This is a genomic window from Pseudolysinimonas yzui, assembly GCF_014653215.1.
Taxonomy (GTDB): domain Bacteria; phylum Actinomycetota; class Actinomycetes; order Actinomycetales; family Microbacteriaceae; genus Pseudolysinimonas_A; species Pseudolysinimonas_A yzui.
On record NZ_BNAI01000004.1, the window covers coordinates 64,909 to 88,273 of the forward strand.

Annotated in this window: 24 protein-coding genes and 1 riboswitch; of the genes, 11 read left to right on the forward strand and 13 right to left on the reverse strand. The window is 70.5% G+C overall.

Annotated features, from left to right (window positions below; all coding sequences use genetic code 11):
* Nucleotides 1-26: 26 nt before the first annotated feature.
* A riboswitch (ZMP/ZTP riboswitch) is annotated at nt 27-113 on the reverse strand.
* Entirely contained in the window at nt 111-1,331 is a 1,221-nt protein-coding gene (locus tag IE173_RS10630) for an MFS transporter (RefSeq protein WP_191283469.1), read from the reverse strand. (Overlaps the previous riboswitch by 3 nt.)
* A gap of 115 nt (nt 1,332-1,446) precedes the next feature.
* Here IE173_RS10630 and nagA point away from each other — a divergent pair, with 115 nt between their 5' ends.
* Nucleotides 1,447-2,574 carry an N-acetylglucosamine-6-phosphate deacetylase gene (gene nagA / locus IE173_RS10635; RefSeq protein ID WP_191283470.1) on the forward strand — a complete coding sequence of 376 codons (1,128 nt, stop codon included), beginning with the start codon at nt 1,447-1,449 and terminating at the stop codon, nt 2,572-2,574.
* Here nagA and IE173_RS10640 read toward each other — a convergent pair.
* The 8 genes from IE173_RS10640 to IE173_RS10675 all read right to left on the reverse strand — a co-directional run bounded on the left by IE173_RS10640 (nt 2,571) and on the right by IE173_RS10675 (nt 10,617).
* The gene (locus tag IE173_RS10640; RefSeq protein WP_191283471.1) at nt 2,571-3,341 is read right to left on the reverse strand and encodes a glucosamine-6-phosphate deaminase; all 771 of its coding nucleotides are present in this window, start codon (nt 3,339-3,341) and stop codon (nt 2,571-2,573) included. The genes nagA and IE173_RS10640 overlap by 4 nt on opposite strands.
* Nucleotide 3,342: 1 nt before the next feature.
* On the reverse strand, nt 3,343-4,251 hold the full coding sequence (locus IE173_RS10645) for an ROK family protein (protein WP_191283472.1): 909 nt from the start codon (nt 4,249-4,251) through the stop codon (nt 3,343-3,345).
* Nucleotides 4,248-5,666 (reverse strand): glycoside hydrolase family 3 protein, encoded by a 1,419-nt coding sequence (locus IE173_RS10650; RefSeq protein WP_191283473.1) that lies wholly within the window; start codon nt 5,664-5,666, stop codon nt 4,248-4,250. Before IE173_RS10650 ends, IE173_RS10645 begins: the two co-directional genes overlap by 4 nt.
* Nucleotides 5,663-6,532, reverse strand: coding sequence for a carbohydrate ABC transporter permease (locus IE173_RS10655; protein ID WP_229842051.1), 870 nt, complete (start codon nt 6,530-6,532; stop codon nt 5,663-5,665). Before IE173_RS10655 ends, IE173_RS10650 begins: the two co-directional genes overlap by 4 nt.
* Complete coding sequence (locus tag IE173_RS10660) at nt 6,529-7,440, reverse strand: carbohydrate ABC transporter permease (RefSeq protein ID WP_191283474.1); 912 nt, start codon at nt 7,438-7,440, stop codon at nt 6,529-6,531. The genes IE173_RS10655 and IE173_RS10660 overlap by 4 nt, the downstream gene beginning before the upstream one ends.
* A 103-nt stretch (nt 7,441-7,543) precedes the next feature.
* Complete coding sequence (locus IE173_RS10665) at nt 7,544-8,797, reverse strand: extracellular solute-binding protein (RefSeq protein ID WP_191283475.1); 1,254 nt, start codon at nt 8,795-8,797, stop codon at nt 7,544-7,546.
* Nucleotides 8,798-8,861: 64 nt separating this feature from the next.
* On the reverse strand, nt 8,862-9,983 hold the full coding sequence (locus tag IE173_RS10670; RefSeq protein ID WP_191283476.1) for an ROK family transcriptional regulator: 1,122 nt from the start codon (nt 9,981-9,983) through the stop codon (nt 8,862-8,864).
* 85 nt (nt 9,984-10,068) lie between these two features.
* Nucleotides 10,069-10,617 carry a TetR/AcrR family transcriptional regulator gene (locus IE173_RS10675; RefSeq protein ID WP_191283477.1) on the reverse strand — a complete coding sequence of 183 codons (549 nt, stop codon included), beginning with the start codon at nt 10,615-10,617 and terminating at the stop codon, nt 10,069-10,071.
* Between the two features lie 53 nt (nt 10,618-10,670).
* Here IE173_RS10675 and IE173_RS10680 point away from each other — a divergent pair, with 53 nt between their 5' ends.
* From IE173_RS10680 to sufU, 8 genes are all read left to right on the forward strand, one after another.
* A complete protein-coding gene (locus IE173_RS10680; RefSeq protein ID WP_229842052.1) occupies nt 10,671-11,198 on the forward strand; it encodes a DUF2867 domain-containing protein in 528 nt (175 codons plus the stop codon).
* Between the two features lie 4 nt (nt 11,199-11,202).
* A complete protein-coding gene (locus IE173_RS10685) occupies nt 11,203-11,643 on the forward strand; it encodes a hypothetical protein (RefSeq protein WP_191283479.1) in 441 nt (146 codons plus the stop codon).
* Nucleotides 11,644-11,664: 21 nt separating this feature from the next.
* Nucleotides 11,665-12,537, forward strand: a complete 873-nt coding sequence (locus IE173_RS10690; RefSeq protein ID WP_191283480.1) for an FAD:protein FMN transferase — start codon at nt 11,665-11,667, stop codon at nt 12,535-12,537.
* The gene (locus tag IE173_RS10695; RefSeq protein ID WP_191283481.1) at nt 12,534-14,054 is read left to right on the forward strand and encodes an FAD-dependent oxidoreductase; all 1,521 of its coding nucleotides are present in this window, start codon (nt 12,534-12,536) and stop codon (nt 14,052-14,054) included. The genes IE173_RS10690 and IE173_RS10695 overlap by 4 nt, the downstream gene beginning before the upstream one ends.
* A gap of 129 nt (nt 14,055-14,183) precedes the next feature.
* A complete protein-coding gene (locus IE173_RS10700) occupies nt 14,184-14,615 on the forward strand; it encodes an Hsp20/alpha crystallin family protein (protein ID WP_191283482.1) in 432 nt (143 codons plus the stop codon).
* An 80-nt stretch (nt 14,616-14,695) separates the two neighbouring features.
* On the forward strand, nt 14,696-15,376 hold the full coding sequence (locus tag IE173_RS10705) for an NUDIX domain-containing protein (protein WP_191283483.1): 681 nt from the start codon (nt 14,696-14,698) through the stop codon (nt 15,374-15,376).
* 1 nt (nt 15,377) lies between these two features.
* Nucleotides 15,378-16,679 (forward strand): aminotransferase class V-fold PLP-dependent enzyme, encoded by a 1,302-nt coding sequence (locus IE173_RS10710; protein WP_191283484.1) that lies wholly within the window; start codon nt 15,378-15,380, stop codon nt 16,677-16,679.
* Nucleotides 16,676-17,113, forward strand: a complete 438-nt coding sequence (gene sufU / locus IE173_RS10715) for a Fe-S cluster assembly sulfur transfer protein SufU (protein ID WP_191283485.1) — start codon at nt 16,676-16,678, stop codon at nt 17,111-17,113. Before IE173_RS10710 ends, sufU begins: the two co-directional genes overlap by 4 nt.
* Here sufU and IE173_RS10720 read toward each other — a convergent pair.
* Entirely contained in the window at nt 17,110-18,384 is a 1,275-nt protein-coding gene (locus tag IE173_RS10720) for an NADP-dependent isocitrate dehydrogenase (protein WP_191283486.1), read from the reverse strand. The two genes, sufU and IE173_RS10720, sit on opposite strands and share 4 nt — an antisense overlap.
* A gap of 63 nt (nt 18,385-18,447) precedes the next feature.
* Between IE173_RS10720 and IE173_RS10725 the strand changes: the two genes are divergently transcribed.
* Nucleotides 18,448-18,900 carry a GNAT family N-acetyltransferase gene (locus tag IE173_RS10725; RefSeq protein WP_191283487.1) on the forward strand — a complete coding sequence of 151 codons (453 nt, stop codon included), beginning with the start codon at nt 18,448-18,450 and terminating at the stop codon, nt 18,898-18,900.
* Nucleotides 18,897-19,211, forward strand: coding sequence for an MGMT family protein (locus IE173_RS10730; protein WP_191283488.1), 315 nt, complete (start codon nt 18,897-18,899; stop codon nt 19,209-19,211). The genes IE173_RS10725 and IE173_RS10730 overlap by 4 nt, the downstream gene beginning before the upstream one ends.
* Nucleotides 19,212-19,227: 16 nt before the next feature.
* On the opposite strand, the gene IE173_RS10735 is transcribed toward IE173_RS10730, so the two are convergent.
* Genes IE173_RS10735 through IE173_RS10745 form a run of 3 tightly spaced genes read right to left on the reverse strand, consistent with a single transcriptional unit; the run spans nt 19,228 to nt 23,348 of the window.
* Entirely contained in the window at nt 19,228-19,704 is a 477-nt protein-coding gene (locus IE173_RS10735; protein ID WP_191283489.1) for a VOC family protein, read from the reverse strand.
* A gap of 27 nt (nt 19,705-19,731) precedes the next feature.
* Entirely contained in the window at nt 19,732-21,537 is a 1,806-nt protein-coding gene (locus tag IE173_RS10740) for an ABC transporter ATP-binding protein (protein WP_191283490.1), read from the reverse strand.
* Entirely contained in the window at nt 21,534-23,348 is a 1,815-nt protein-coding gene (locus IE173_RS10745) for an ABC transporter ATP-binding protein (protein WP_191283491.1), read from the reverse strand. The genes IE173_RS10740 and IE173_RS10745 overlap by 4 nt, the downstream gene beginning before the upstream one ends.
* Nucleotides 23,349-23,365 lie beyond the last annotated feature (17 nt).

The window sequence follows — 23,365 nt, forward strand, 5'->3', positions numbered from 1 at the left end:
CCTGGCTCCTTACGACGCAGCGGGTCTGCGGCGGCCCAGGCGTACGGCCGCGCTCCTCAAGCTGCGTCGCTCCCCGATGGTGACCCATCCGAACGCCAGTTGCGACCGCCTCAGTGTATCGCCTCGGTCGCGTGCGCGGCGAGGCGCATCCGGTCGGTGACCAGCACCCACACGGCCCCGCCCGCGACCACGGCGGCCGCGACATACGGGACGACGGCGAGCCCCAGTTCGTCGAGCACGATCCCGCCGAGCAGCGCCCCGAGGCCGATCGCGCTGTTGAACGCGGTCGTCACGATCGCCCCGGTGAGGTCGCGGCTGCGGGGCGCCGCGGCGTGCAGCGCCCGGGTCTGGAACAGGGCGGGCAGGCCTCCGAAGGAAGCGCTCCACAGCATCATCACGAGGATCGCGGGCACCAGGCCGCGCGCGAACAAGCCCGTCAGCACGATGGAGACGACGAGCGCGACGAGCATCAGGTTGAGGGTGCGACGAGGGTGGCGGTCGCCGAACACCCCGGCCGCGAGCAACCCGAGTGCCCCGGCGAGCCCGAAGAACAGCAGCAGCAGGCTCACGTTGTCGTCGGCGACCCCGGCCACCTGGATCACCCACGGCGCGATGTAGGTGTAGAAGAGGTTGTGCCCGGTCGCGACGAGCAGCACGGTGACCGCCACGATCCCGACGGCGATGATCGACCGGTCGCGCTTCACCGCGATGATCGACCCGGTGTCGGTCGTCACCACCTTCCGCTTCGGCACACGATGGTCGAGGGCGGGCAACGACACGACCGTGAGAATCGCGAAGATCACGACGAGCGCGGCCATCGCCACGAAGGCCCAGCGCCAGCCCACGGCGTGACCGATGGCCGCGGTGAACGGCACCCCCAGGATGAAGGCGAGGGCTCCGCCTGCCGTCGTCACCGAGACGGCACGCGCGAGCTGGGTCGGGCGCACCAGCAGCGAGACGTAGGGCCCGGCGACGGCCCAGAACAGACCGTGGGCGAGCCCGCCGAGCACCCGCGATGCGGCGAGGGTCTCGTAGTTCGGGGCGATCGCGGCGAGCACGTTCGAGAGCGCGAAGACCCCGAGCAGCAGCACGAGCAGCCTCTTGCGCGAGAAGCGCCGGGTGAGAACGGTGAGCGGGGCGGCACTCACCACGACGGTGAACGCGAACACCGTGATGAGCAGGCCGACGCGCGACTCCGACACGTCGAGGTCGGCGGCGATGTCGGGCAGCAGCCCGGTCGGCAGGAACTCGCTCGAGACGGAGACGAAGATCGCGCCGGCGAGAACCAGGAGGCGGAACAGCGGGAAGCGGTCGTCGTGGGACGCAGACATGAAGCGTGGCTTTCGACGGGATGGGCTCGTGACGCCGGCCGCGGGAGAACGATGGATGCCGCTCTCGCCTTTCACGATACCGTCACCCCCGACGCGGCGCCGATAGCCTGGAGTCGTGACCACGCTGCTGCATTCGGCGACCGCCGTGGATGCCCGCGGCGAGAGGCCGGATGCGTGGCTCCTGTTCGACGGCGACACGATCGCGGCCACGGGCTCCGGCGCGGATCGACCGGCAGCCGATGAGACCGTCGACCTGTCGGGGCGGTGGATCACTCCGGGATTCATCGACCTCCACGGACACGGAGGCGGGGGTGAGGACTACGCGACGGGCGACCGCGCGGTGGCGTTGGCGGCTCACCGGGCGCACGGCACGACTCGCTCGGTCGTGAGCCTCGTCGCGGAACCGGTGGAGGTCCTCGAGCAGCAACTGGCCCGGGTGGCACGAGCCGTCGCCGACGATCCCCGCGTGCTCGGCAGCCATCTCGAAGGGCCGTTCCTCGCCGAGTCGCGTCGCGGAGCCCACTCCGCCGAGATGCTGCGCTCCCCCGATGACGCCACGGTCGACCGGCTGCTCGCCGCAGCCGCCGGCACCCTCCGCCAGGTCACGATCGCACCCGAACTCCCGGGGGCCGTGGCGGCCATCCGCCGTTTCGCGTCCGCGGGGGTGATCGTCGCGATCGGCCACACCGACGCCGACGCCGCCACCGCGCACGCGGCGTTCGACGCGGGGGCGACGCTGCTCACCCACGCGTTCAACGCGATGCCGGGCATCCACCACCGCGCCCCCGGCCCGGTCGCCGCCGCCATCGAGGACGAGCGGGTGAGCCTCGAACTCGTGCTCGACGGACGGCACGTCGACCCCAGCGTCGCCGCCATCGCCTTCGCCGCGGCACCCGGCCGCGTCGCCCTCGTCACCGACGCGATGGCCGCCGCCGCCGCAGGCGACGGGCCCTACCGCTTGGGCAGTCTCGACGTCTCGGTGCGCGCGGGCGTCGCGACCATCGCCGGCACGGAGACGATCGCGGGCTCGACTCTCACGCAGGATGTTGCGCTCGGGTTGGCGGTCGAGCGGCTGCGGCTTCCTCGTTCCGAGGCGGTCGCCGCACTGACGGCGACGCCCGCCCGCATCCTGCGTCTCGACCACCGTCTGGGTTTGCTCGCCTCGGGCTTCGCCGCCGATGTCGTGGTGCTCGATGACACGTTCGCGGTGCAGACGGTCTGGGCGGCGGGTCTGCGCGTCTAGCGCAGCCAGGCCGGGCGGTGCTCCCAGGCGGCACGGTAGTAGTCGGCGTATCGCAGCCGGCCGGCCGCGGCCTCGTCGACGAGCACGGTCACTTCGGGGTGCAGTTGGATCACCGACCCCGGGAGCGACGCCGACACGGGGCCTTCGACGGCTCCGGCGACGGCCTCGGCCTTCGCCTCCCCGAACGCGAGCAGCACCAGTTCGCGGGCGTCGAGGATCGTGCCGAGGCCTTGGGTGAGGCAATGTCTCGGCACGTCGTCGATCGTGTCGAAGAACCGTGCGTTGTCGGCGCGGGTCGCATCGGTCAGCGTCTTGACCCGGGTACGCGACGCGAGCGACGATCCGGGTTCGTTGAAGCCGATGTGGCCGGTGCGACCGATTCCGAGGATCTGCAGGTCGACGCCCCCAGCGGCACGGATCGCCGCCTCGTATCGTGCGCCCGCGGTCTCGACCGGCCCGCCGTCGTCGCCGGGCACCCGCACGAGCGCGGGGTCGAGGCCGAGCGGCTCGACGACGTCCCGAGCGATCACGGAGGCGTAGCTCTCGGGGTCCCCCGGCGGCAGGCCGAGGTACTCGTCGAGGGCGAACCCGCGGACGCGCGACAGGTCGACCCCCCGCTCCCGAAGGGCCGCCCACACCGGGAGCGGGGTGGATCCCGTGGCCAGGCCGAGCACGGCGTCGGGCTTGCGGGCGACCAGCGCCGCGATCCGGTCGGCGGCGATCGCGCCGGCCTCGACGGCCGAGCCCACGATGACGACTTCGGCCATTTCAGTCTCCGGAGGCGCCGACAAGGGCCGCGCCCACCGCGGCCGCCGGAAAGTCGCGGGGCAGCACCTCGACTCGGCTGGCGAGGTCGAGCATCGCGAGCAACCCGCTCTCGGCGGCCCACGTCTCGAGCACCGCCCGCACGGCGCCGAGCAGCTCGTCGCCGAGCGAACTGAGTCCGCCACCGATGACGACACGGTCGGGATCGACGGTGAGCACGAGCAGGCGAACCGCCGCCGCGACGTGTTCGACGAGCCGGTCGCGCACGGCCACGGCATCGGCGTCCCCTGTTGCGGCCGTGGTGAACAGCTCGCGCACCGAGTCGCCGCCCGCCCAGGAGCGGGCGAGGCCCGACCCGGACGCCGCGAGTTCGAGACAACCGCGCTGGCCGCAGGGGCAGACCGGGCCAGCGGGATCGACCGGGATGTGCCCGATCTCGCCCGCGACCCCGCGGGAGCCGCGCCACAGCCGACCGCCGAGCACGAGCCCCGCCGCGAGGCCGGTGCCGAGGTTGAGGTAGGCCATCGAGTCGGAATCGCCGCCGCCGAGTGCCTGCCAGGCGCCGAGTGCGGCCGCGTTGACGTCGTTCTCGACGCGCACCGGGCGTCCCAGCCGCGCGGCGAGATCGCCGCCGAGGTCGAGGTCTTCCAGCCCGAGGTTGACGGCGTGCGCGACCCGCCCGGTCGCCCGATCGACGGCTCCCGGAATGCCCACCCCGACCGTCGTGAACTCCTCGGGGGTTGAACCGAGAGCCGCAGCCAATGCTCGGACGGCGTTTTCGGCCGTGTCGAGTACAGCAGCAGCACCGAAGCCGGTCGCGAGCCGATGCTCGGCCACGACCGTGCCGTCGGCGGCGAGCGCCACGGCCTCGGTCTTGGTGCCGCCGATGTCGATTCCGATCCGCAGCGTCATCCTCGCCACCCCCCGGTGCGCAGCCAGTGCAGGAGCGCGGCCCCGACCCCGCGCGAGCCGCCGTAGGTCGCGACGTCGACGGGCCCCGACGGCCAGCCCATGTCGATGACGAGGCTGCCCGGACGCGTCGCGCGCACGACGTCGGCGAGCGCGGCGACCTCCGGATGCCGGTGCACGTCTTTCGCGACGAGGATGACCGTCGCCTCGGGGGCGAGATCGGCGGGAAGCGGTTCGCCGGCGCGGATCGTGCGCACGTCGGCACCGGCCGCCGCGGGACCCCACGGGGCGACGCCGACGGCGATGTTGGCGGTCGTCTCGACGGCGACGAGCGTCGCGTCGGGGGCGGGCGTGGCGCCCTCGGCGACCGCGAAGCCCGCCACGAGACGGGCGGCGTCGAGGTCGAGAGCTTCGACATCGACGGGAGCGCTCCGCAGCGATGCGACGAGCGACGCCACGCGGGACGACGCATCCGCCAGGCGGGCGGGATCGACATCGGCCACCGCTTCGGCGATCGCGTCGAGCTGGGCGGGCGACCCGCCGGTGCCGAGGCAGAGCAGGTCGCACCCCGCCGCGAGGGCACGCGCCGCGGCCGCCGGGATGCCGGTCGCCCCGTCGGGACTCGGGAACTCGGCGGCCCCAGCCATGTCGAGGGCATCCGAGATGATCACGCCCTCGAAGCCGAGCTCACGACGCAGCAGGTCACCGAGGATCCGCGACGAGAACGTCGCCGGCCCCGAGGGATCGATCTGCGGGAGCAGGATGTGCGACGTCATGACGGTGCGCGCCCCGGCGTCGATCGCCGCGCGGAACGGCGGGAGGTCGCGGGCGCGTAACACGTCGAGCCCGACGTCGACCACCGGCAGCGCGAGGTGCGAGTCGGCCGCGGTGTCGCCGTGCCCCGGAAAGTGCTTGACGCTCGTGGCGACGCCGGCGTGCTCGTGAGCGGTGGTGAAGGCGGCGACGTGGCGGGCGGCGAGCGCCGGGTCGGCCCCGAAACTGCGCACGCCGATCACCGGATTGCGCGGGTCGGAATTGACGTCGGCGACGGGTGCGAGGTTGAGGTCGACGCCGATGCCGCGCAGCTCCCCCGCGACCGCCGCCCCGACGGCTGCCGTCAGCCCGACATCGTCGAGACGCCCGAGCAGGGCCGCACCCGGGTAGGGCGACCCGTCAAGGTAGTGCACGCGCGTGACATCCCCGCCCTCCTCATCGATCGCGACGAGGGCATCGGGCTTCACGGCACGGATCTCCGCGACCAGGGCCGCAAGCTGCGCGGCCGACACGACGTTCTCGCCGTAGAGGCACACCCCCGCGAGTCCGCCACGCAGCCGATCGGCGACCCAGCCGGGCAGGGTCGTGCCGACGAAACCGGGCAGCAGCACGGCATCCACCGCTCTCTTCGTGGACGGAGTCATCCCTTCACCGCCCCGGCCGCCATGCCGCCCACCATGCGGCCCTGCACGAGCAGGAAGAACACGATGACGGGCACGGCGATGAGCGTCGAACCGGCCATGATCGCCGCCCAGTCGGTCGCCTGCGTCGCCTGCACGAAGGCCCGCAACCACACCGGGAGGGTGCGCACCTCGGGTTTCTGCATGATGACGAGGGCGAACAGGAACTCGTTCCACGCCTGGATGAATGCGAACACCCCGGTCGCGGTGAGCCCCGGCCACAGCAGCGGCAGGGTCACCCGGAAGAACGCGCCGAACCGCGAACAGCCGTCGACCATCGCCGCCTCCTCGAGCTCGACCGGGATGCCGGCGACGAAGCCGCGGAGCGTCCAGATCGTGAACGGCAGCACCACGGCGAGGTAGACGAGCGTCAGACCGACGATCGAGTTGAGCAGCTGCCAGCCGTCCAGCACGCGGAAGATCGACACGATCATCGCCTCGGCGGGGATCATCTGCGCGACGAGCAACCCGACGATGAGCGTCTTCTTGGAGCGGAAGCGGAACCGGGAGAGGGCGAGCGCCGCGAAGAAGGCGAACACCGCCGCGAGCACGACCGTGCTGAGGGTCACCAACAGCGAGGTGCCGAGCGCGGGGAGGAACTCGATGGTTCCCGACGGCTGCGTCACGACCTTCACGAAGTTGTCGACGGTGAACTGGTCGGGGAAGAAGTGCGGGGTCTGCTCGCGGATCGCGCTGTTCGGCAGGAACGCCGAGTTGATCATCCAGTACACCGGGAACGCGGAGGCGACGAAGACGACGACCGCGATGACGTTGAGCAGCACGCGCACCGGGCGCGACCGCGGCTGCGTCGGGGTCAGTTCGCGCCTCACGATTCCTCCTGCTTGAGCAGCGAGCGGATGTAGTAGCCGGAGAGGGCGAGCATGAGGATGACGAGCAGCACCGAGATCGCGCCGCCCGCCCCGAGGTCGCCGGCCCCGATCGAGACCTTGAAGATGTAGACGCCGATCGTGTTGGTCTCCGCCGCGATGCCGCCGACGGTCTGCAGCGCGTAGATCTGCGAGAACACGCGCATGTCCCAGATGATCTGCAGGATCAGCAGGATGACGAGCACGCCGCGCAGGTAGGGCAGCACGATCAAGCGAAAGCGCTGCCAGCCGGTCGCGCCGTCGATCTCGGCGGCCTCGAGCACTTCGTTCGGCACCTGGGTCAGCCCGGCGAAGACGGTGAACGCGACGAACGGGATCGCCTGCCAGGTGACGATGATCGTCGCGACGAAGAAGAACGAGAGCGGGTCGATGAGCCAGGAGTGCCCGGAGAAGTCGGCGCCGGTGATCTGGGTGAGCAGGTAGTTCACGACGCCGCGATCGGTGTCGAAGATCCACCCCCAGACGACACTCGCCGTCACCGGCGGCATCGCCCAGGCCAGCAGCAGGCCGACCGAGACGAGCAGCTTGAAGCCGCCGCCGAGCTTGGTCATGAGCACGCCGATCGCGATGCCGAGCAGCATCGTCAGCAGCACGTTCACGAGGCAGAAGGCGACGCTACGGCCGAGCACCTGCCAGAACTCGGCGTCGGTGAGCACGTCGGCGTAGTTGTCGAGGCCGACGAACACCGGCGGGGCGCCGAAGATCTGGGCGCGGCCGAACTCGAGGAAGGAGGTGACGACCAGCTGGATGAGCGGCCAGGCGGTGAGGGCGAGCAGCACCACCCCGGCCGGAATCAGCAGGAACAGGGGGGTGAGGTCGCGCCGTCGCCGCACACGTGCGGTCTGAGACATGGCGGGGCCTTTCGGATAGGTTTCTGGCGTGCCCCGGAGTCTTCCTAGGGCGACGGGCGCCGGCGGCGCGGCACGGTCGAATCGTGCCGCGCCGCCGTACTACTCACCCGTTGAGGATGTCCTCGATGTCGAGGTCCAGCTGCGTGGCCAGCTCCTCGATGTCACCGCCGGTGGCGATCTTCACGAAGAAGTCCTGCAGCAGTCGGGCCGCCTCGACATCCGCCCACTTCGGCGAGGCCGGGGTGAGCTTCGCGTTGGCCGCCGCGTCGGCGATGATCGCCGCGAGCTCCGGCGTGGCCGCCGCGACGTCGCCGCCGAGGGAGGTCTTCGCCGGAACGAGCCCGTTCGCCGCGAGGATGCCCTGGTACTCGTCGCTGAAGATGATCTTCAGCGCGCTCTCGGCCAGCTCGGGATGAGCCGACTTCGCCGAGATGGCGATGTTCGAGCCGCCGGCGAACACCTGGGCCGCGCCGCCGTCCTTGCCCGGGAGGGCGTAGTAGCCGAGCGTGTCGGTCAGCGCCGTCGGGGCCTGGTCGGCGTCCGCGATGATCGACCAGTACGCCCAGCTCGGAGCCGACAGGGTCGCGCCCTGCTGCTCACGGAACGGCACCCAGACATCCGTCTCGTCGCCGTCCTTCGGGGCGGTGGAGGAGGCCGCCACCTCGGCGACCTGCTCGAGGCCGGCGAGCGACTCGGGGCTGGAGAACTGCGCGTCCCACTCGCCGCCGTCGAACACCGCGACCTCGCCGCCGTTCTCCCAGATGAACGGCAGGGCGTTGTACCAGTCCTGGCCGGGCCAGTAGACCCCCGAGACACCGGGCAGCGCCTCCGCGATCGTGCCGGCGTTGGCGACGTACTCGTCGAGCGTCGCGGGAACCTCGACGCCGGCCTGCGCGTACTGCGCCGTGTTGTAGAAGACCACCCGCGCACCCGAGTAGTAGGGCGCCGCGTAGAGGGTGCCCTCGTAGCTGCCGGCTTCGACGAAGCCCGGGAGGAGGTCATCCCCGCCGAGGTCCTCGTAGATGCCGCTCAGGTCACGGAACGCGCCGACCGACGTGAAGGCCGGGGCCTGCGTGTTGCCGACCTCGACGATGTCGGGGCTGTCGCTCGACGAGAGCGCCGTGGTGAGCGTGTCGACGAGACCGGTCCACTGCTGCTCCTCGATGACGAGGGTGGAGCCGGGGTTCTCCTCTTCGAAGGTCTCGATCAGGTAGTCGCGCGCGTCCTGCGGGGTGTCCGCACCGACGAGCCAGACGCGGATCTCGGCGGGTTCCCCGTCTCCGCCGGAGGGCGTCGAGCACCCGGCGAGGACGATCGCGCTCGCGGCCACAGCCGCGGCGAGAGCGAGTTTCCTCATTGTCGTGTTTCCTTTCCTAGGGCGACGGTGCCGCAGGGCTGCGGACACCCCGTGGTGCATGGGGTCAACTGACCCCGAGCCGACCGGAGAGCACCATGGCGGCGGCGCCGCGCATGACGATGTCCTCTCCGAGCGCGCTTCCCCGCAGGCTCAGATCGCCGTGGAACTCGGCCATCGTGCGCGCGCGAAGGGTGGTGAGGGCCGCCGATGCGAGCGGGCCGTCGAGCAGGTGGCTGGGACCGCTGAGGATGACCTCGGCGAGATCCAGGGCCCCGACGATCGGGGCGAGGGCGATGCCGAGACGCTCGCCGGCGCGGGCGAGGATCTCGTCGCGGTCGCCGGGGGCGGCCGCGATGCGGGCTTCGAGCCGGGGCGTGGCAAGCCAGGTCTCCAGGCAGCCGCGCTTGCCGCACGCGCACTCCTCGCCGCCGTCGGTGCCGACGACGACGTGGCCGATCTCGCCCGCCGAGAAGCGGGCCCCCGAAAGCAGGGTGCCGCCGACGAGGAGCCCTGCACCGACACCGTTGCCGATCTTGACGACCATCGTGTCGCTCAAGGCATCCCCGAACGAGTGCTCGGCGAGCGCGGCGACGTTCGCGTCGTTCGCGACGAGGGTGGGAAGGCCGAGTTCGGCGGTGAGGCGCTCCTGAAGCGGGAGATCGTGCCAGCCGAGGTTCGGCGCGGTCAACACGATGCCGGCGAGGTCGACGACACCGGGCGACCCGATCCCGACCCCGAGGATCGGCACCGTCGCGCGCGCCGCGAGATCGCGTGCGAGATCGATGACCTTGGCGACCGCGGCTTCGCCGGTCGCGCCGTCGAGTGCCACAGTGACGCGGTCGTGGACTCCGCCATCGAGGTCGAGCAGCGCCCCGCGGAACGCGTCGTGCGCGGAGAGGTCGATGCCGAGGATGCGGAAGCCGGCGCGATCGATGTCGACCAGCGTCGCCGGCTTGCCCGGACGGGCCTCGTCACGCGTGCCCTGTTCGACGACGAGGGCGTCGGCGATCAGCTCCGAGATCAGGTCGGAGATCGTCACGCGGGTCAGGCCGGTCGCCCGGGCGAGATCGGCACGACTCATCGCGCCCGCCGAGTACAGGGTCTGAAGGACGAGCGACCGGTTGTGTCCCCGGGCGTGCTCAGGGAGCGACTTGGCGGTCGTTCGCAGTGACGAGCGGGAGGGCATGCGGGTTAGTAAACCCTACGAACAAACCGAACGCAACTTTTGAGAGGATGGTTAACAAACTTGTGATCTTCCGGGCTGACTCCGCTCAGGCCGTCAGCGCCCGGAGCAGGCTGCCCACCATGTCGCCCCGGTCGACCATCAGGGGTCCGGCACCGCCACGAGCGAGCAGCTCGAGTCCGAGGGCCGTCCCGACCGCCGCGAACGCTCGACGCCGCGCCTCGTCCGTCTCGATGCCGAGCTCGACGAGCGCCGAGGCGACGTAGTCGACCCGGCGTGCGGTCACGGTGCGCACCCAGTCGGTGACGCCCTCCCGTTCCGCGTCGAGGTAGAGGCTGGCCTCGCCGGGCATCCGGCGCTGGCTGATCGCTCGGAACAGCACCGCGAGCCGTTCGCGCGGGTCGGCGGCGGCATCGGCTTCCACCGTGAACCGGTCGGTCTCTTCGCGCGACCACCGGTCCATGACCGCGGCGACGAGGGCGGCCCGGTCGGCGAAGTGGTGGTAGAACGAGCCCTTCGTCGTGCCGAGGTCGCGTGCGATCGCCTCGACCCGCACCCCGCCGAGTCCGCCGTCGTGAAAGCGCGCGTAGCCGGCGGCGATCCAGTCGTCCGCGCTGAGGCGAGTTGCGGATGCCATGACCATACGCTAGCGTACGGAGCGACATACGCCACCGTATGGAAGGACGCCGGATGAGCCTCACAGCCTGGTCGATCGCGCTGCGCGACATCCCGCACCCCGACTACGCCGACGCCAGCATCGCCCCCATCGGACCCGACGACCCCGTCGATCCGGCGGTGTGGGCGCGCACCCTGTTCGGCCTGGAGTCGATGCCGCGCTGGGTCGTCGCGGCGCTGCACGTGCGCCAGCTCGCCGTGCGGCTCATCGGCATCCCGCCCGCTCCCCGCGACGTGTTCCAGGTCAGGGAACGCGTCGGCGACGAGGTGCTCATCGCGGCCGACGACACGCACCTCGACTTCCGATGCGGCGTCGCGATCGACGAGCGGATGCGACTGCTGCGGGTGACGACGACCGTGCGGTTCAACGGCTGGCGGGGACGGGTGTACTTCGTGCCGGTGCGCCTCGCGCATCCGATCGTGGTGCGCGCGATGATCCGCGGAGCACGGCGCTCGTTCGCCCGCGCAGCGCCGGTGGGTGACACGTCCAGCAAATTCACGGGGAGAAGAAAGACTTCGGCGCACCGAACTCTGGAAGGCTGAACTCATGGCCTCCTCACAGACTCCTCGCCTCCTCGCCCTCGGATTCGCCGGACTCGGCGTCGCCACCGCACTCGCCGGCTGCAGCGCCGCCACCGCAGACGGCGGCAGCGACGTCGGCAACGGCGGCGGCGAGGTCGACACCTCCGCCGAGTACGCCGACGGCACCTACACCGCCGACGGCTCGTACAACGCCCCGTCGGGCGAAGAGTCGATCACGGTCGAGATCACCCTCGTCGACGACGTCGTGACGGATGTCGTCGTCACCCCGCACGCCACCGAGGGCAACCAGGCGCAGTTCCAGGGGCAGTTCGCCTCGGGGATCGCCGCGGAGGTGAAGGGCAAGGACATCGACACCCTCAACGTGTCGCGCGTCGGCGGGTCGTCGCTCACGAGCGGCGGGTTCAACCAGGCCCTCGAGGCCATCAAGGCCGACGCCCTCGCCTGATCGACCCGGCCGGCGACTCCCGTGATCGTCGACCCGCTTCCGGTCGCCTGGCGATTCGAGGCGATCGGCACGCACTGGCGCATCGACACCCGGGAGCCGCTCCCGCCTGACGTCGCGCGCGCGGTCAGCGAACGGGTGGAACGCTTCGACCGCGACTGGTCACGCTTTCGGGCCGACTCGCTCGTCTCACGGATCGCGGCGCAACCGGGCCGCCACGTGCTGCCGGCCGACGCGGTCGCCCTTCTCGGCTTCTACCGCGAACTCTACGACGCGACCTCCGGCCGGGTGTCCCCGCTCGTCGGGCGCACCCTCGAGGCCCTCGGCTACGACGCCGCGTACCGGCTGCGCGCCGCCGCCGACATCCCCACGGTTCCGTCGTGGGACGACGCGGTCGCCTGGGACGGCGAGGCGCTCGAGACGGTGCGGCCGGTGCTGCTGGATGTCGGCGCCGCCGGCAAGGGGTACCTCGTCGACCTCGTGAGCGACGTGCTCGCGGCCGCGGGCATCCGCGAGCACATCGTCGACGCGAGCGGCGATCTGCGCACCCGCGACGTGCCGATGCGGATCGCGCTCGAGCATCCCCTCGATCCCCGCAAGGCCGTGGGCGTCGCCGACCTCCGCGACGGGGCGTTCTGCGCGAGCGCATCCAATCGCCGGGCGTGGGGCGACGGGCTCCACCACGTGCTCGACGCCGCCACCGGCCTCCCCACCCGCGACGTCATCGCGACCTGGGTGATCGCGCCGACCGCGCTCGTCGCCGACGGCATCGCCACCGCGCTGTTCCTCGACCCGGATCCGCAACTGGTCGCCCGCCACGGCGCCGCTTTCGCCAGAATGTGGGGTGATGGGCGCGTCGACGCGTCCGACCACTTCCCAGGGGAGATCTTCGAATGACCGCTTGGCTCGATGCGCTCCTCGGGCGCGTGACGATGTACCGCCTCATCGCCTACTGCCTGGGTGTGCTTCAGGTGTTTGCGGTCGTCTTCAGCTTCCTGGGCGTCGTCCCGGTCGCGACGCCGCTCGCGATGGTCGTCAGTTTCGCGGTGCTGCTGGTCGTGACCATCGGGGTGAATCTCGTGCTCGCCGCGATCTTCCGCGTGCGGTCGCACACCACCTCGACGGTCATCACCGCCCAGTTGTTGTTCTTCCTGATGTTCCCGACCCTCGAGTTGCCCGGTCTCGTCGGTCTCGCCGTCGCCGGCGCGGTGGCCGTCGCCAGCAAGTACCTCATCGCGGTCCGCGGTCGCCACCTCTTCAACCCCGCGGCGTTCGGCGGATTCGTCGCGAGCCTGATCGGCGTCGCGGCCGGTCAGTTCTGGAAGCCGATCTGGTGGGTCGGAACCGCCTGGCTGCTGCCGTTCGTGGTCGTCGCCGCATTCCTCATCCTGTTCCGCACCCGTCGGCTGCCGATGGGCGCGGTGTTCATCGCGGTGGCGGCCATCGCCGGCATCGCCTTCTACCTGCTGATCGGCAGCGACCTGCGATCGGCCGCGAGTTTCGCGCTGATCAGCGCCCCCACGTTCTTCCTCGCCGGGTTCATGCTCAGCGAGCCCCTGACGCTTCCCCCGCGCCGCTGGCAGCAACTGGTCTACGCGGGCGTCGTCGGCCTGCTGATGTGGACGACGTCGGGCGTCGCGATCCTCGCCAACGCCCCCGAGTTCGCCCTGCTGGTCGCGAACCTCCTCGCGTTCCTCGTCGGTCAGCGCCGCGGCATCCACCTGGAGTTCATCGGTCGCCGCCAGTTGAGCCCGTCGTCGTGGGAGTTCGACTTCCGCTCCCGGCGGCCGGTCGCCTTCCGGCCGGGGCAGTTCATGGAGCTGACGCTGCCGCACGACAAGACCGACTCCCGGGGGTGGCGGCGGGTGTTCAGCATCGCGTCGGCTCCCGGCGAGGTGCTGCGGTTCGGCATCCGGCTTCCCGAGAAGTCGAGTTCGTTCAAGCGCGCCCTGCTCGCCCTCGAACCCGGAACGAAGGTGTCGGCGACGAGCGTCGGCGGTGACTTCCTGTTGCCGAACGATCCCGCGCGTCCGCTGCTGCTCGTCGCGGGCGGAATCGGCATCACCCCGTTCATCGGGCACCTCGAACACGCCGCCGCCGAGTCGGGCGAGCGCGACATCGCGGTGGTCTACGCGATCTCGTCGCTCGACGACCTCGCCTACGCCGAGCAGCTCGAACGAGCTGGATGCCGTGTCGCGATCGCGTCGCCCGACAAGCCCGCGAACCTCCCCGCCGGGTGGACCTGGATCGGACCCGACCGGCTCTCGGGCGAGGCGCTGCTCGCGGCGGTTCCGGATGCCGTGCGGCGCGACGTCTTCCTCTCCGGCCCGCCGGCGATGGTCGCGAACCTCAGGAAGGCCCTGCGCGCGGCGGGGGTGCGGCGCATCCACACCGACGTCTTCGTCGGGTACTGATCCCGCCCGGCACCCATCGCGGGCGTTCGCCGAGGGCGATCGGGAAGATCTGGCACTCGCAATACCCGAGTGCTAACCTCCTGATAGTTGAGTCATGGGGACTCAAGTTATCGATTCCAGGAGGATCTGATGGCCATGTTCTTCGACCCGTTCCGCGAGATGGACCGCGTCGCGGGGCAGCTTCTCGACTCCCGTCAGGGCCCGCGGCTGATGCCGATGGACCTCTACCGGGACGGCGACCACTACGTGCTGAACGCCGACCTTCCGGGCATCGACCCGGGCAGCGTCGACATCGACGTTGACGGTCAGCTGCTCACCATCCGCGCCGAGCGCACCCCGCGCAGCCAGGAGGGCGTCAAGTGGCTCGCCCGCGAGCGCAACGGCGGCACGTTCCTGCGCCAGCTCAACCTCGGTGCCGGCATCGACACCGCCGCGATCTCGGCCTCGTACGAGAACGGCGTGCTCAGCGTCGTCATCCCGGTGAGCGAGCAGGCCAAGCCGCGCAAGATCGAGGTGCAGGCGGGCAGCCCCGCCGCGACCGACGTCGCCGTCGAGACCTGACCCGACGAAACGCGACGAGCCCCGGATGCCCCGCGCACCCGGGGCTCTTCGGTACTCCGGCGTGAACGTACGCTGGGAGAATGCTCGGCGCCGACGAACCCGACCACCGCGGCCGCACCGGCCTGCACCTCACCGGGCTCGGCCTCGACCGCAATCCCGGCGTGATCGTCGACGAGGTCGAGCTGCTCGCCGCGGGGTGGCACGTGCTGCGCCGCACCCGATTCCGGGAACGGGATGCCGTCGGCAGCTGGATCGCGAAGGTCGCCGAGACCTACGACCGCGGCAACGGCGCCACCATCCTGCTCTACGACCCGGACCGTCGCACCGTGCTGCTCACCCGCCAGTTCCGCTACCCGGTGTACGTCAACGACCACCCCGACGGGATGCTGCTGGAGACCGCCGCCGGACTGCTCGACGACGACGATCCGGAGACCGCCATCCGGCGCGAGGCGGTCGAGGAGACGGGCCACGAGATCGCCGACCTCGAGCACGTCTTCGACGTCTACATGAGCCCCGGCTCGGTGACCGAACGCATCCACTTCTATGCCGCGCGCTACTCGCCCGAGACGGCCCGGCACGCCGGCGGCGGGCTCGCCGACGAGGGCGAGCACATCGACGTCATCGAACTGGGCTTCGACGACGCCCTCGCCCAGATCGGCACCGGCATCGTCGACGCGAAGACGATCATGCTGCTGCAGTGGGCCGCCCTCCGCGGTCCCTTCGCCTCAGCGAAACCCGACGCGACGCGTCAGACTCGATGATGTGAGCACGCCCGACCTGACGACGCACCTGATCGCCCCGGGGCTCACCGAGGCCGAGGTGCTGACCTTCCGGCGCGACTTCCCGATCCTCGGCGAGACGGTGGGCGGTCACCCTCTCGCCTATCTCGATTCGGCGGCGACGTCGCAGAAGCCGCGCGCCGTGCTCGACGCCGAGCGTGACTTCCTCGAGCGACGCAACTCGGCGGTGCATCGCGGGGCGCACACCCTCGCTGCGGAGGCCACCGAGGAGTTCGAGGAAGCCCGAGCGACGGTCGCGGCGTTCGTGGGCGCCGACCCGGGCGAAATCGTGTGGACCTCCAACGCGACCGAGGGCATCAACCTCGTCGCCTACGCCCTCTCCAACGCGGCGTACGGCGACGGCGATCCCGCCCTCGCGATCGCGCCGGGCGACGAGCTCGTCGTGACCGAGCTCGAGCATCACGCCAACCTCATCCCGTGGCAGCAGCTCGCGAGGCGCACCGGGGCCGTGCTGCGGCATCTGCCGGTCGACGACGAGGGGGCGCTGCGCCTCGACCTCATCGGCGACGTCATCACCGATCGCACGCGGGTGGTGGCGGTCTCGCACGTCTCCAACGTGATCGGCATCGTCAACCCGATCGCCGAACTCGTCGCGGCGGCCCATGCTGTCGGCGCGATCGTCGTGCTCGACGCGTGCCAGAGCGCCCCGCACATCCCCCTCGACGTGCGCGCGCTCGATGTCGACATCGCCGTGTTCTCGGGCCACAAGATGCTCGGCCCGACCGGAGTCGGTGTGCTCTACGGAAAGCGCGCGCTGCTCGAGCGACTGCCGCCGTTCCTCACCGGCGGGTCGATGATCACGACGGTGACGCTCGAACGCGCCGAGTTCCTCCCTCCCCCGCAACGCTTCGAGGCGGGGACGCAGCGCGTTTCCCAGGCCATCGGGCTCGCCGCCGCGGTGCGCTACCTCGACGCGATCGGGATGCCGCGCATCGCCGCGCACGATCGCCGGCTGGGCAGGCGGCTCGTCGAGGGCCTCGCCGCGGTCAGCGGAGTGCGGGTGCTCGGGTCGGCGACCGCCGAACGGGTCGGGCTCGCCGGGTTCGACCTCGCTGGCGTGCACCCGCACGACCTCGGCCAGTTCCTCGACGACCGGGGCATCGCCATCCGGGTCGGCCACCATTGCGCCCAGCCCCTGCACCGGCGCCTGGGCCTCACGGCGAGCTCGCGGGCGAGTACCGCGCTCTACACGACCGACGACGAGGTGGAGCGGTTCCTCATCGCGGTCGCCGACGCCGCCGGGTTCTTCGGGGTGCGGCCGTGAGCACCGACGACCTGCGGGCGCTCTACCAGGAGGTCATCCTGACCCACTCCCGCGAGCCCGACGGTCGCGGCATCGTCGACGGCTGGACGGGTCGCGCGCGCGAGGTGAACCCGCTGTGCGGTGACGAGATCGACCTCGCCGTGACCGTCGAGGGCGACGTCATCCGGTCGATCACCTGGGAAGGCCACGGATGCGCGATCTCGCAGGCTTCGGCATCCCTGCTCACCGGGCTGCTCGAGGGCGCGACCGTCAGCGACGCGCGCGACCGCGTGGAGCGGTTCCGCACCGCATTGCGCTCCCGCGGCGAGATCGAACTCGACGAGGAGCACTTCGGCGACGCGGTCGCCCTCGGCGGGGTATCCCGCTATGTCGCACGGGTCAAATGCGCGATGCTCGCCTGGGTCGTCCTCGAGAACGCCCTGGCGACGAGCTAGCTCAGTTTGGCCTTGAGGTTCTCGTCGATCGCGGCGAGGAAGTCCTCGGTCGTCAGGTACGGCTGGTCGTCGCTGACGAGGGTCGCGAGGTCCTTGGTCATCTTGCCGCTCTCGACGGTGGCGATGACGACATCCTCGAGCTTCTGCGCGAAGTCGATGAGGGCCTGGTTGCCGTCCAGCTTGCCGCGGTGCATGAGCCCGCGGGTCCAGGCGTAGATCGACGCGATCGGGTTGGTCGAGGTCGGCTTGCCCTGCTGGTGCAGACGGTAGTGCCGGGTGACCGTGCCGTGGGCGGCTTCGGCCTCGACGATCTTGCCGTCGGGGGTGGTGAGCACCGAGGTCATCAGGCCGAGCGAGCCGTAACCCTGCGCGACGGTGTCGCTCTGCACGTCGCCGTCGTAGTTCTTGGTGGCCCAGATGTAGCCGCCCTCCCACTTGAGCGCCGAGGCGACCATGTCGTCGATGAGGCGGTGCTCGTAGGTGAGGCCGGCGGCGTCGTACTGCGCCTTGAACTCGGCGTCGAAGATCTCCTGGAAGATGTCCTTGAACCGGCCGTCGTAGGCCTTGAGGATCGTGTTCTTCGTCGACAGGTAGACCGGGTACTTGCGAGCCAGGCCGTAGTTGAACGACGCCCGCGCGAAGTCGGTGATCGAGGCATCCAGGTTGTACATCGCCATCGCGACGCCCGAGCCGGGCGCCTGGAAGACCTCGAAGCTCTGCGCCTCGCTGCCGTCTTCGGGCTGGAACGACATGGTGAGCGTGCCCTTGCCCTCGAAGCGGAAGTCGGTCGCGCGGTACTGGTCGCCGAACGCGTGGCGGCCGACGATGATCGGCTTGTTCCAGCCGGGCACGAGGCGCGGGATGTTGGAGATGATGATCGGCTCGCGGAAGATGACGCCGCCGAGGATGTTGCGGATCGTGCCGTTCGGCGACTTCCACATCTTCTTGAGCCCGAACTCGGTGACGCGCGCCTCGTCGGGGGTGATCGTGGCGCACTTCACGCCGACGCCGTGCTTCTGGATGGCGTGGGCCGCGTCGATCGTGACCTGGTCGTCGGTCGCGTCACGGTGCTCGATGCCGAGGTCGTAGTACTCGAGGGTGACGTCGAGGTAGGGGTGGATCAGGCGGTCCTTGATGAACTGCCAGATGATGCGCGTCATCTCGTCGCCGTCGAGTTCGACGACGACACCTTCGACCTTGATCTTCTCGACCACTGTTTTCCTCTCGACGGACGACCCCTCGGGGAGGCCGCCGACCAGCCTACCGCGCATCCGATATATCTCGATATCGAGATACCCTGACCGTCGCGCCACGAGCGGGTTAGCCTGGACCGCATGGGTGAGCTGCGACTGAACGAGCTGAACGCCGAGACGATCTCGGCGGCGAACCGTCTGACGCTGAAGCCCGGGCAAGAGGACTTCCTCGAACCGGAGACCTACACCCACGCCGAACAGCAACTCGACCCCGCCGGATCGTGGCCCCGCGTCATCCTCGACGACGACGAGGTCGTCGGCTACATCATGGGCGCCTTCGACGAGGACGCCCCCGAAGAGTTCCTGCGCGCCGCACTCTGGCGCGTCAACGTCTCCGCCAAGGCACAGGGTCGCGGCGTCGGGCGTTTCGCGGTCGCGGCGTTCGCCGACGAGGCACGCAAGCGCGGCTACTCGCGGGCGACCGTGGTGTGGGCCCCGGGCGACGCCGGGCCTGGTGCCTTCTTCGAGTCGGTCGGCTTCCGCGTCATCGGGCAGACGCCGTTCGGCGAGAACCTCGGCGCACTCGACCTGTGAGGCCTGCTCCGGCCGCCGACTTCGCGGAGGCGGTGCTCGAGGTCGTCGCCGCGATCCCGCCGGGGCGGGTGATGACGTACGGGGATGTCGCGGCGGTCCTCGGGTCGCGTGCGGCTCGCGCGGTCGGCAACGTCATGGCCTGGTACGGATCGGATGTGCCCTGGTGGCGCGTCATCCGGGCGTCGGGTCACGCGGCCGCGGGTCACGAAGACCGTGCGCTCGAGCACTTCCGCGCGGAAGGCACCCCGCTGCTCACCACCGATGACGGGTACCGGGTGAACCTGCGCCTGGCCCGGCACTCCCCCGGTTAGTCCGCTCGGCCTCGTCCTACTCGGCGGCGAAGGCGTCCTCGAGCTCGGCGACGATGATCTTGCGCATCCCGAGCATCGCCTGCGTCACACGATTCGCCGCGTCCCGGTCGGGGTCGGCCTGCAGTCGCTCCAGCGCCTCCGGGATGATCTGCCACGAGACCCCCCACGGGTCGCGGAGCCAGCCGCACTGCGACTCCTCGCCGCCATCGGCGATGAGGCCGTCCCAGTACCGATCCACTTCGGCCTGGTCCGCACAGCGCACGTAGAACGAGAAGGCCTCGGTGTGCGGAAACTGCGGCCCCGCGTTCATCCCCATCACCCGCTGACCGCAGATCGAGAACTCGGCGACGAGGATCGAGCCGCCGAACGTCCCGTCGCCGTCGGGCAGCCGCTGCTCGTGGTGCACCTCGACGTCGTCGAACACCGTGCGGTAGCGCTCGATCGCCTGCTCGAGGCCGTCGTCGAACCACAGGAACGGGGTGATCGTCGTCATGCGCCCAGTCTGCTCCCGGGCCGACGGCTAGACCAGACTGTCTTTCCAGGCGGCGTGCAGGCGCGAGAACCGCCCGGTGCCGGCGATCAGGTCGGCCGGGGTGCCGTCTTCGACGATCGTGCCGTGCTCCATTACGAGCACCCGGTCGGCGATCGAGACCGTCGACAGCCGGTGGGCGATGATGATGGCCGTGCGGTCGGCGAGCAGCGTCGTGAGACCCTCCTGCACGAGCCGTTCGCTCGGGATGTCGAGGGATGCGGTGGCTTCGTCGAGGATGAGCACGGCCGGGTCGGCGAGGAACGCCCGCGCGAACGACAACAACTGTCGCTGACCGGCCGAGACGCGCCCGCCGCGCTTGTTCACGTCGGTGTCGTAGCCGTCGGGCAGCTTGTCGATGAACGTGTCGGCCCCCACCGCCCGGGCGGCGGCGACGATCTCGTCGATCGTGGCATCCGGTTTGCCGAGGGCGATGTTCTCGGCCACGGATCCGCTGAACAGGTAGGCCTCCTGCGTGACCATGACGATCGCGCGGCGCAGGTCTTTCGGATGGAGGCGACGCAGGTCGATGCCATCCAGTTCGACGGTGCCCGCGGTGGGGTCGTAGAACCGGGCGAGCAGTTTGGCCAGTGTCGACTTGCCGGCACCGGTCGAGCCCACGAGCGCCACCGTCTGCCCCGCGGGGATCGAGAGCGAGAAGTCGGGCAGCACCGTGCGGTCGCCGCCGTAGGCGAAACGCACGTCACGGAAGTCGAGGGCACCGCGGGCCGTCCAGAGGTCGACCGGGTCGACCGGATCGGGCACGCTCGGCTCCTCTTCGAGCACGCCCGAGATCTTCTCGAGCGCCGCGGCCGCCGACTGGTAGGAGTTGTAGAACATCGCCATCTCCTCCATCGGGTCGAAGAAGCGGCGGGTGTAGAGCAGCACGGCCAGCAGCGATCCGATCGCGAGCCCGCCGTCGATGACCCGGAAGCCGCCGACGAGCAGCACGACGGCGACCGCCGTGTTGCCGATCAGGATGAGCCCCGGATCGAAGATGCCGAACAGCTTGATCACCTTGGCGTTCGAGTCGCGGTAGTCCTCCACCAGGTCACCGAACTCGGCGTCGTTGCGCTTCTCGGTGCGGAACGCCTTGACCGCGCGGATGCCGGTCATCGTCTCGACGAACTTCACGATGAGCCGCGCCGACGCGACGCGCGTCGCCCGGAAGCCGCGCTGCGAACGGGTCTGGAACCAGCGGGTGAGGAAGGCGAGGGGCACGAGGGATGCCGCGATCACCAGGGCGCTGACCGGATCGAACACCACGAGGGCGACGCCGATGAAGGCCATGTAGAGCACGCCGCGCACGAGTCCGTTGAGCCCCGAGTCGAGCAGTTCGCGGATCGACTCGAGATCGCTGGTCTGGCGGGCGATGATGCGGCCCGAGGTGTAGCTCTCGTGGAATTCGAGGCTCAGGCGCTGCGCATGCAGGAACACCCGACGGCGCAGGTCGAACAGGATCGCCTGACTCACCCGCGCCGACAGCATCGTGTACCAGGCGATCAGCACCGCGCCCAGCACCCCGGTCACCAGGTAGGCGCCGACCGCGAGCCCGAGCGGCACGAACCGGCCCTCGAGGGCGGCGGGCAGCCCCTCGTTGATGCCGAGGGCGATGAGGGCGGGGCCCGCCACCTGGGCGGCGGTGCTCACGACGACGACGAACAGGGTGAGGATGACGCGGCCGCGCACGGGCCGCAGCAGCGAGCCGAGCAGGCGGCGCGACCGCGCCCGGATCTGCCGGCTCTCGTCGCGGGTGTAATCGCCGCGCTCTTCGCCTTCGACGCCGGTGACGCTCACTTCTCCACCTCCCGGGTGTTGTCGGGTTCGAGCGACGAGATCACGTAGCGGTAGTGGTCGTTGGTCGCCAGAAGCTGCGAATGGGTGCCGACCGCCGTGACCTTGCCGTCTTGCAGCAGGGCGACCCGGTCGGCGAGCTGCACGGTCGAGGGGCGGTGGGCGACGATGAGCGCGGTCGTCGTGGCGAGCACGCGACGCAGAGCCGCCTCGACCCGCGCCTCGGTGTCGACGTCGAGCGCCGACAGCGGGTCGTCGAGCACGAGCACCGACGGGGCGGCGGCGACCGCACGCGCGAGCGCGAGCCGCTGACGCTGTCCACCCGAGAGCGAGAGCCCCTCCTCGCCGACCGTCGTGTTCTCACCGTCGGGCAGCTCGGCCACGAACTCCGCCTGCGCGATCTCGAGGGCTTCGGCGAGCACGGCATCCGCTTCCTGGCTGCCGGGGGTCAGCTCGGGCCGTCCGAGCAGCACGTTGTCGCGCACCGACGCCGAGAACAGCGTCGCGTCCTCGAACGCCATCGCGACGCGGCGGCGCAGCTCTTCGCGGGTGAGATCCCGGATGTCGACGCCGTCGAGTTTGATCGCCCCGCCCGTCACGTCGTAGAGCCGGGTGGTGAGCGCGGTGAGGGTGGTCTTCCCCGAGCCGGTGAGTCCGACGAGCGCCATCGTCTCGCCGGGCTCCAGTTCGAGGTCGACCCCGTCGACGAGGTCGGGAACGTCGGGGCCGGCATCCTGATAGCGGAAGTGCACCCCTTCGAAGGTGAGGCGTCCGCGGGGCTCGGTGACGGTGGCCGGGTCGGTCGGGTCGGTGATCGGGTTGGGCGAGTCGAGCACCTCGAAGAGCCGGTCGACCGCGGTGCGGGTGTCGAAGGTCATCGACAACAGGAACCCGATCGACTCGATCGGGAAACGCAGCACCGTCGCGGTGGCGAAGAACGCGACGAGGGCGCCGCCCGTCATCTGGTCGTTCGCCACCAGCCAGACGCCGCCCCCGAGGCACAGCGCGAACGCGACGTCGGGCACGAGCAGCAGCCAGAGCCAGATGTTCGCGATCGCCCGCGCCTTGTCGAGCTCGGTGCCGCGCAGCTGGTCGGCCTGCCGGGTGAACTTCTCGAGCGAGTGCTTGCCGCGCCCGAACGCCTTGAGCACGCGGATGCCGTGCACGCTCTCTTCGACGGCGGTCGCGAGGTCGCCCTGCTGGTCTTGCGAGCGCCGCGCGACGACCGAGTACTTCTGCTCGAACACGTAGCCGTAGATCCACAGCGGGATGGAGCAGACGAGGAAGACGAGCGCGAGGATCCAGTTCCAGAAGAACAGCACGACGGCGCCGACGACGATCGTGACGAGGTTGACGATGAGCAGCACGACGCCGAACGACAGCCACCGCCGGATCAGCCCGAGGTCGCTCATCGCCCGCGACAGCAGCTGCCCGCTCTGCCACCGGTCGTGGAACGCCACCGGCAGGTCCTGAAGTTTCGTGTACAGCGTCGTGCGCAGGTGCGCCTCGACGTGCGTGCCCGGGGTGAGCACGAAGAACCGCCGCGCCATGATGAACGCCGCCTCGAGGACGCCGAGCACGAGCACGATGATCGCCGCCGGCCAGACCTGCGCCGAGTCGCCGCTGGCGAGCGGGCCGTCGACGAGAGCCTGCAGCACGAGCGGGATGCCGAGCGCGACGAGTCCGGCGAGCAGCGCGGCGACCATCCCGAGGATGATGCGCGGCAGGGCGGGGCGCACGAAGGGAAGCAGGCGCAACAAGGTGCGCGTGGTCCCGGCGCGCGTGGGCGTGGGAACGGAAGAGGTATCTGGCATCAGAAGGAGAGGTGCCG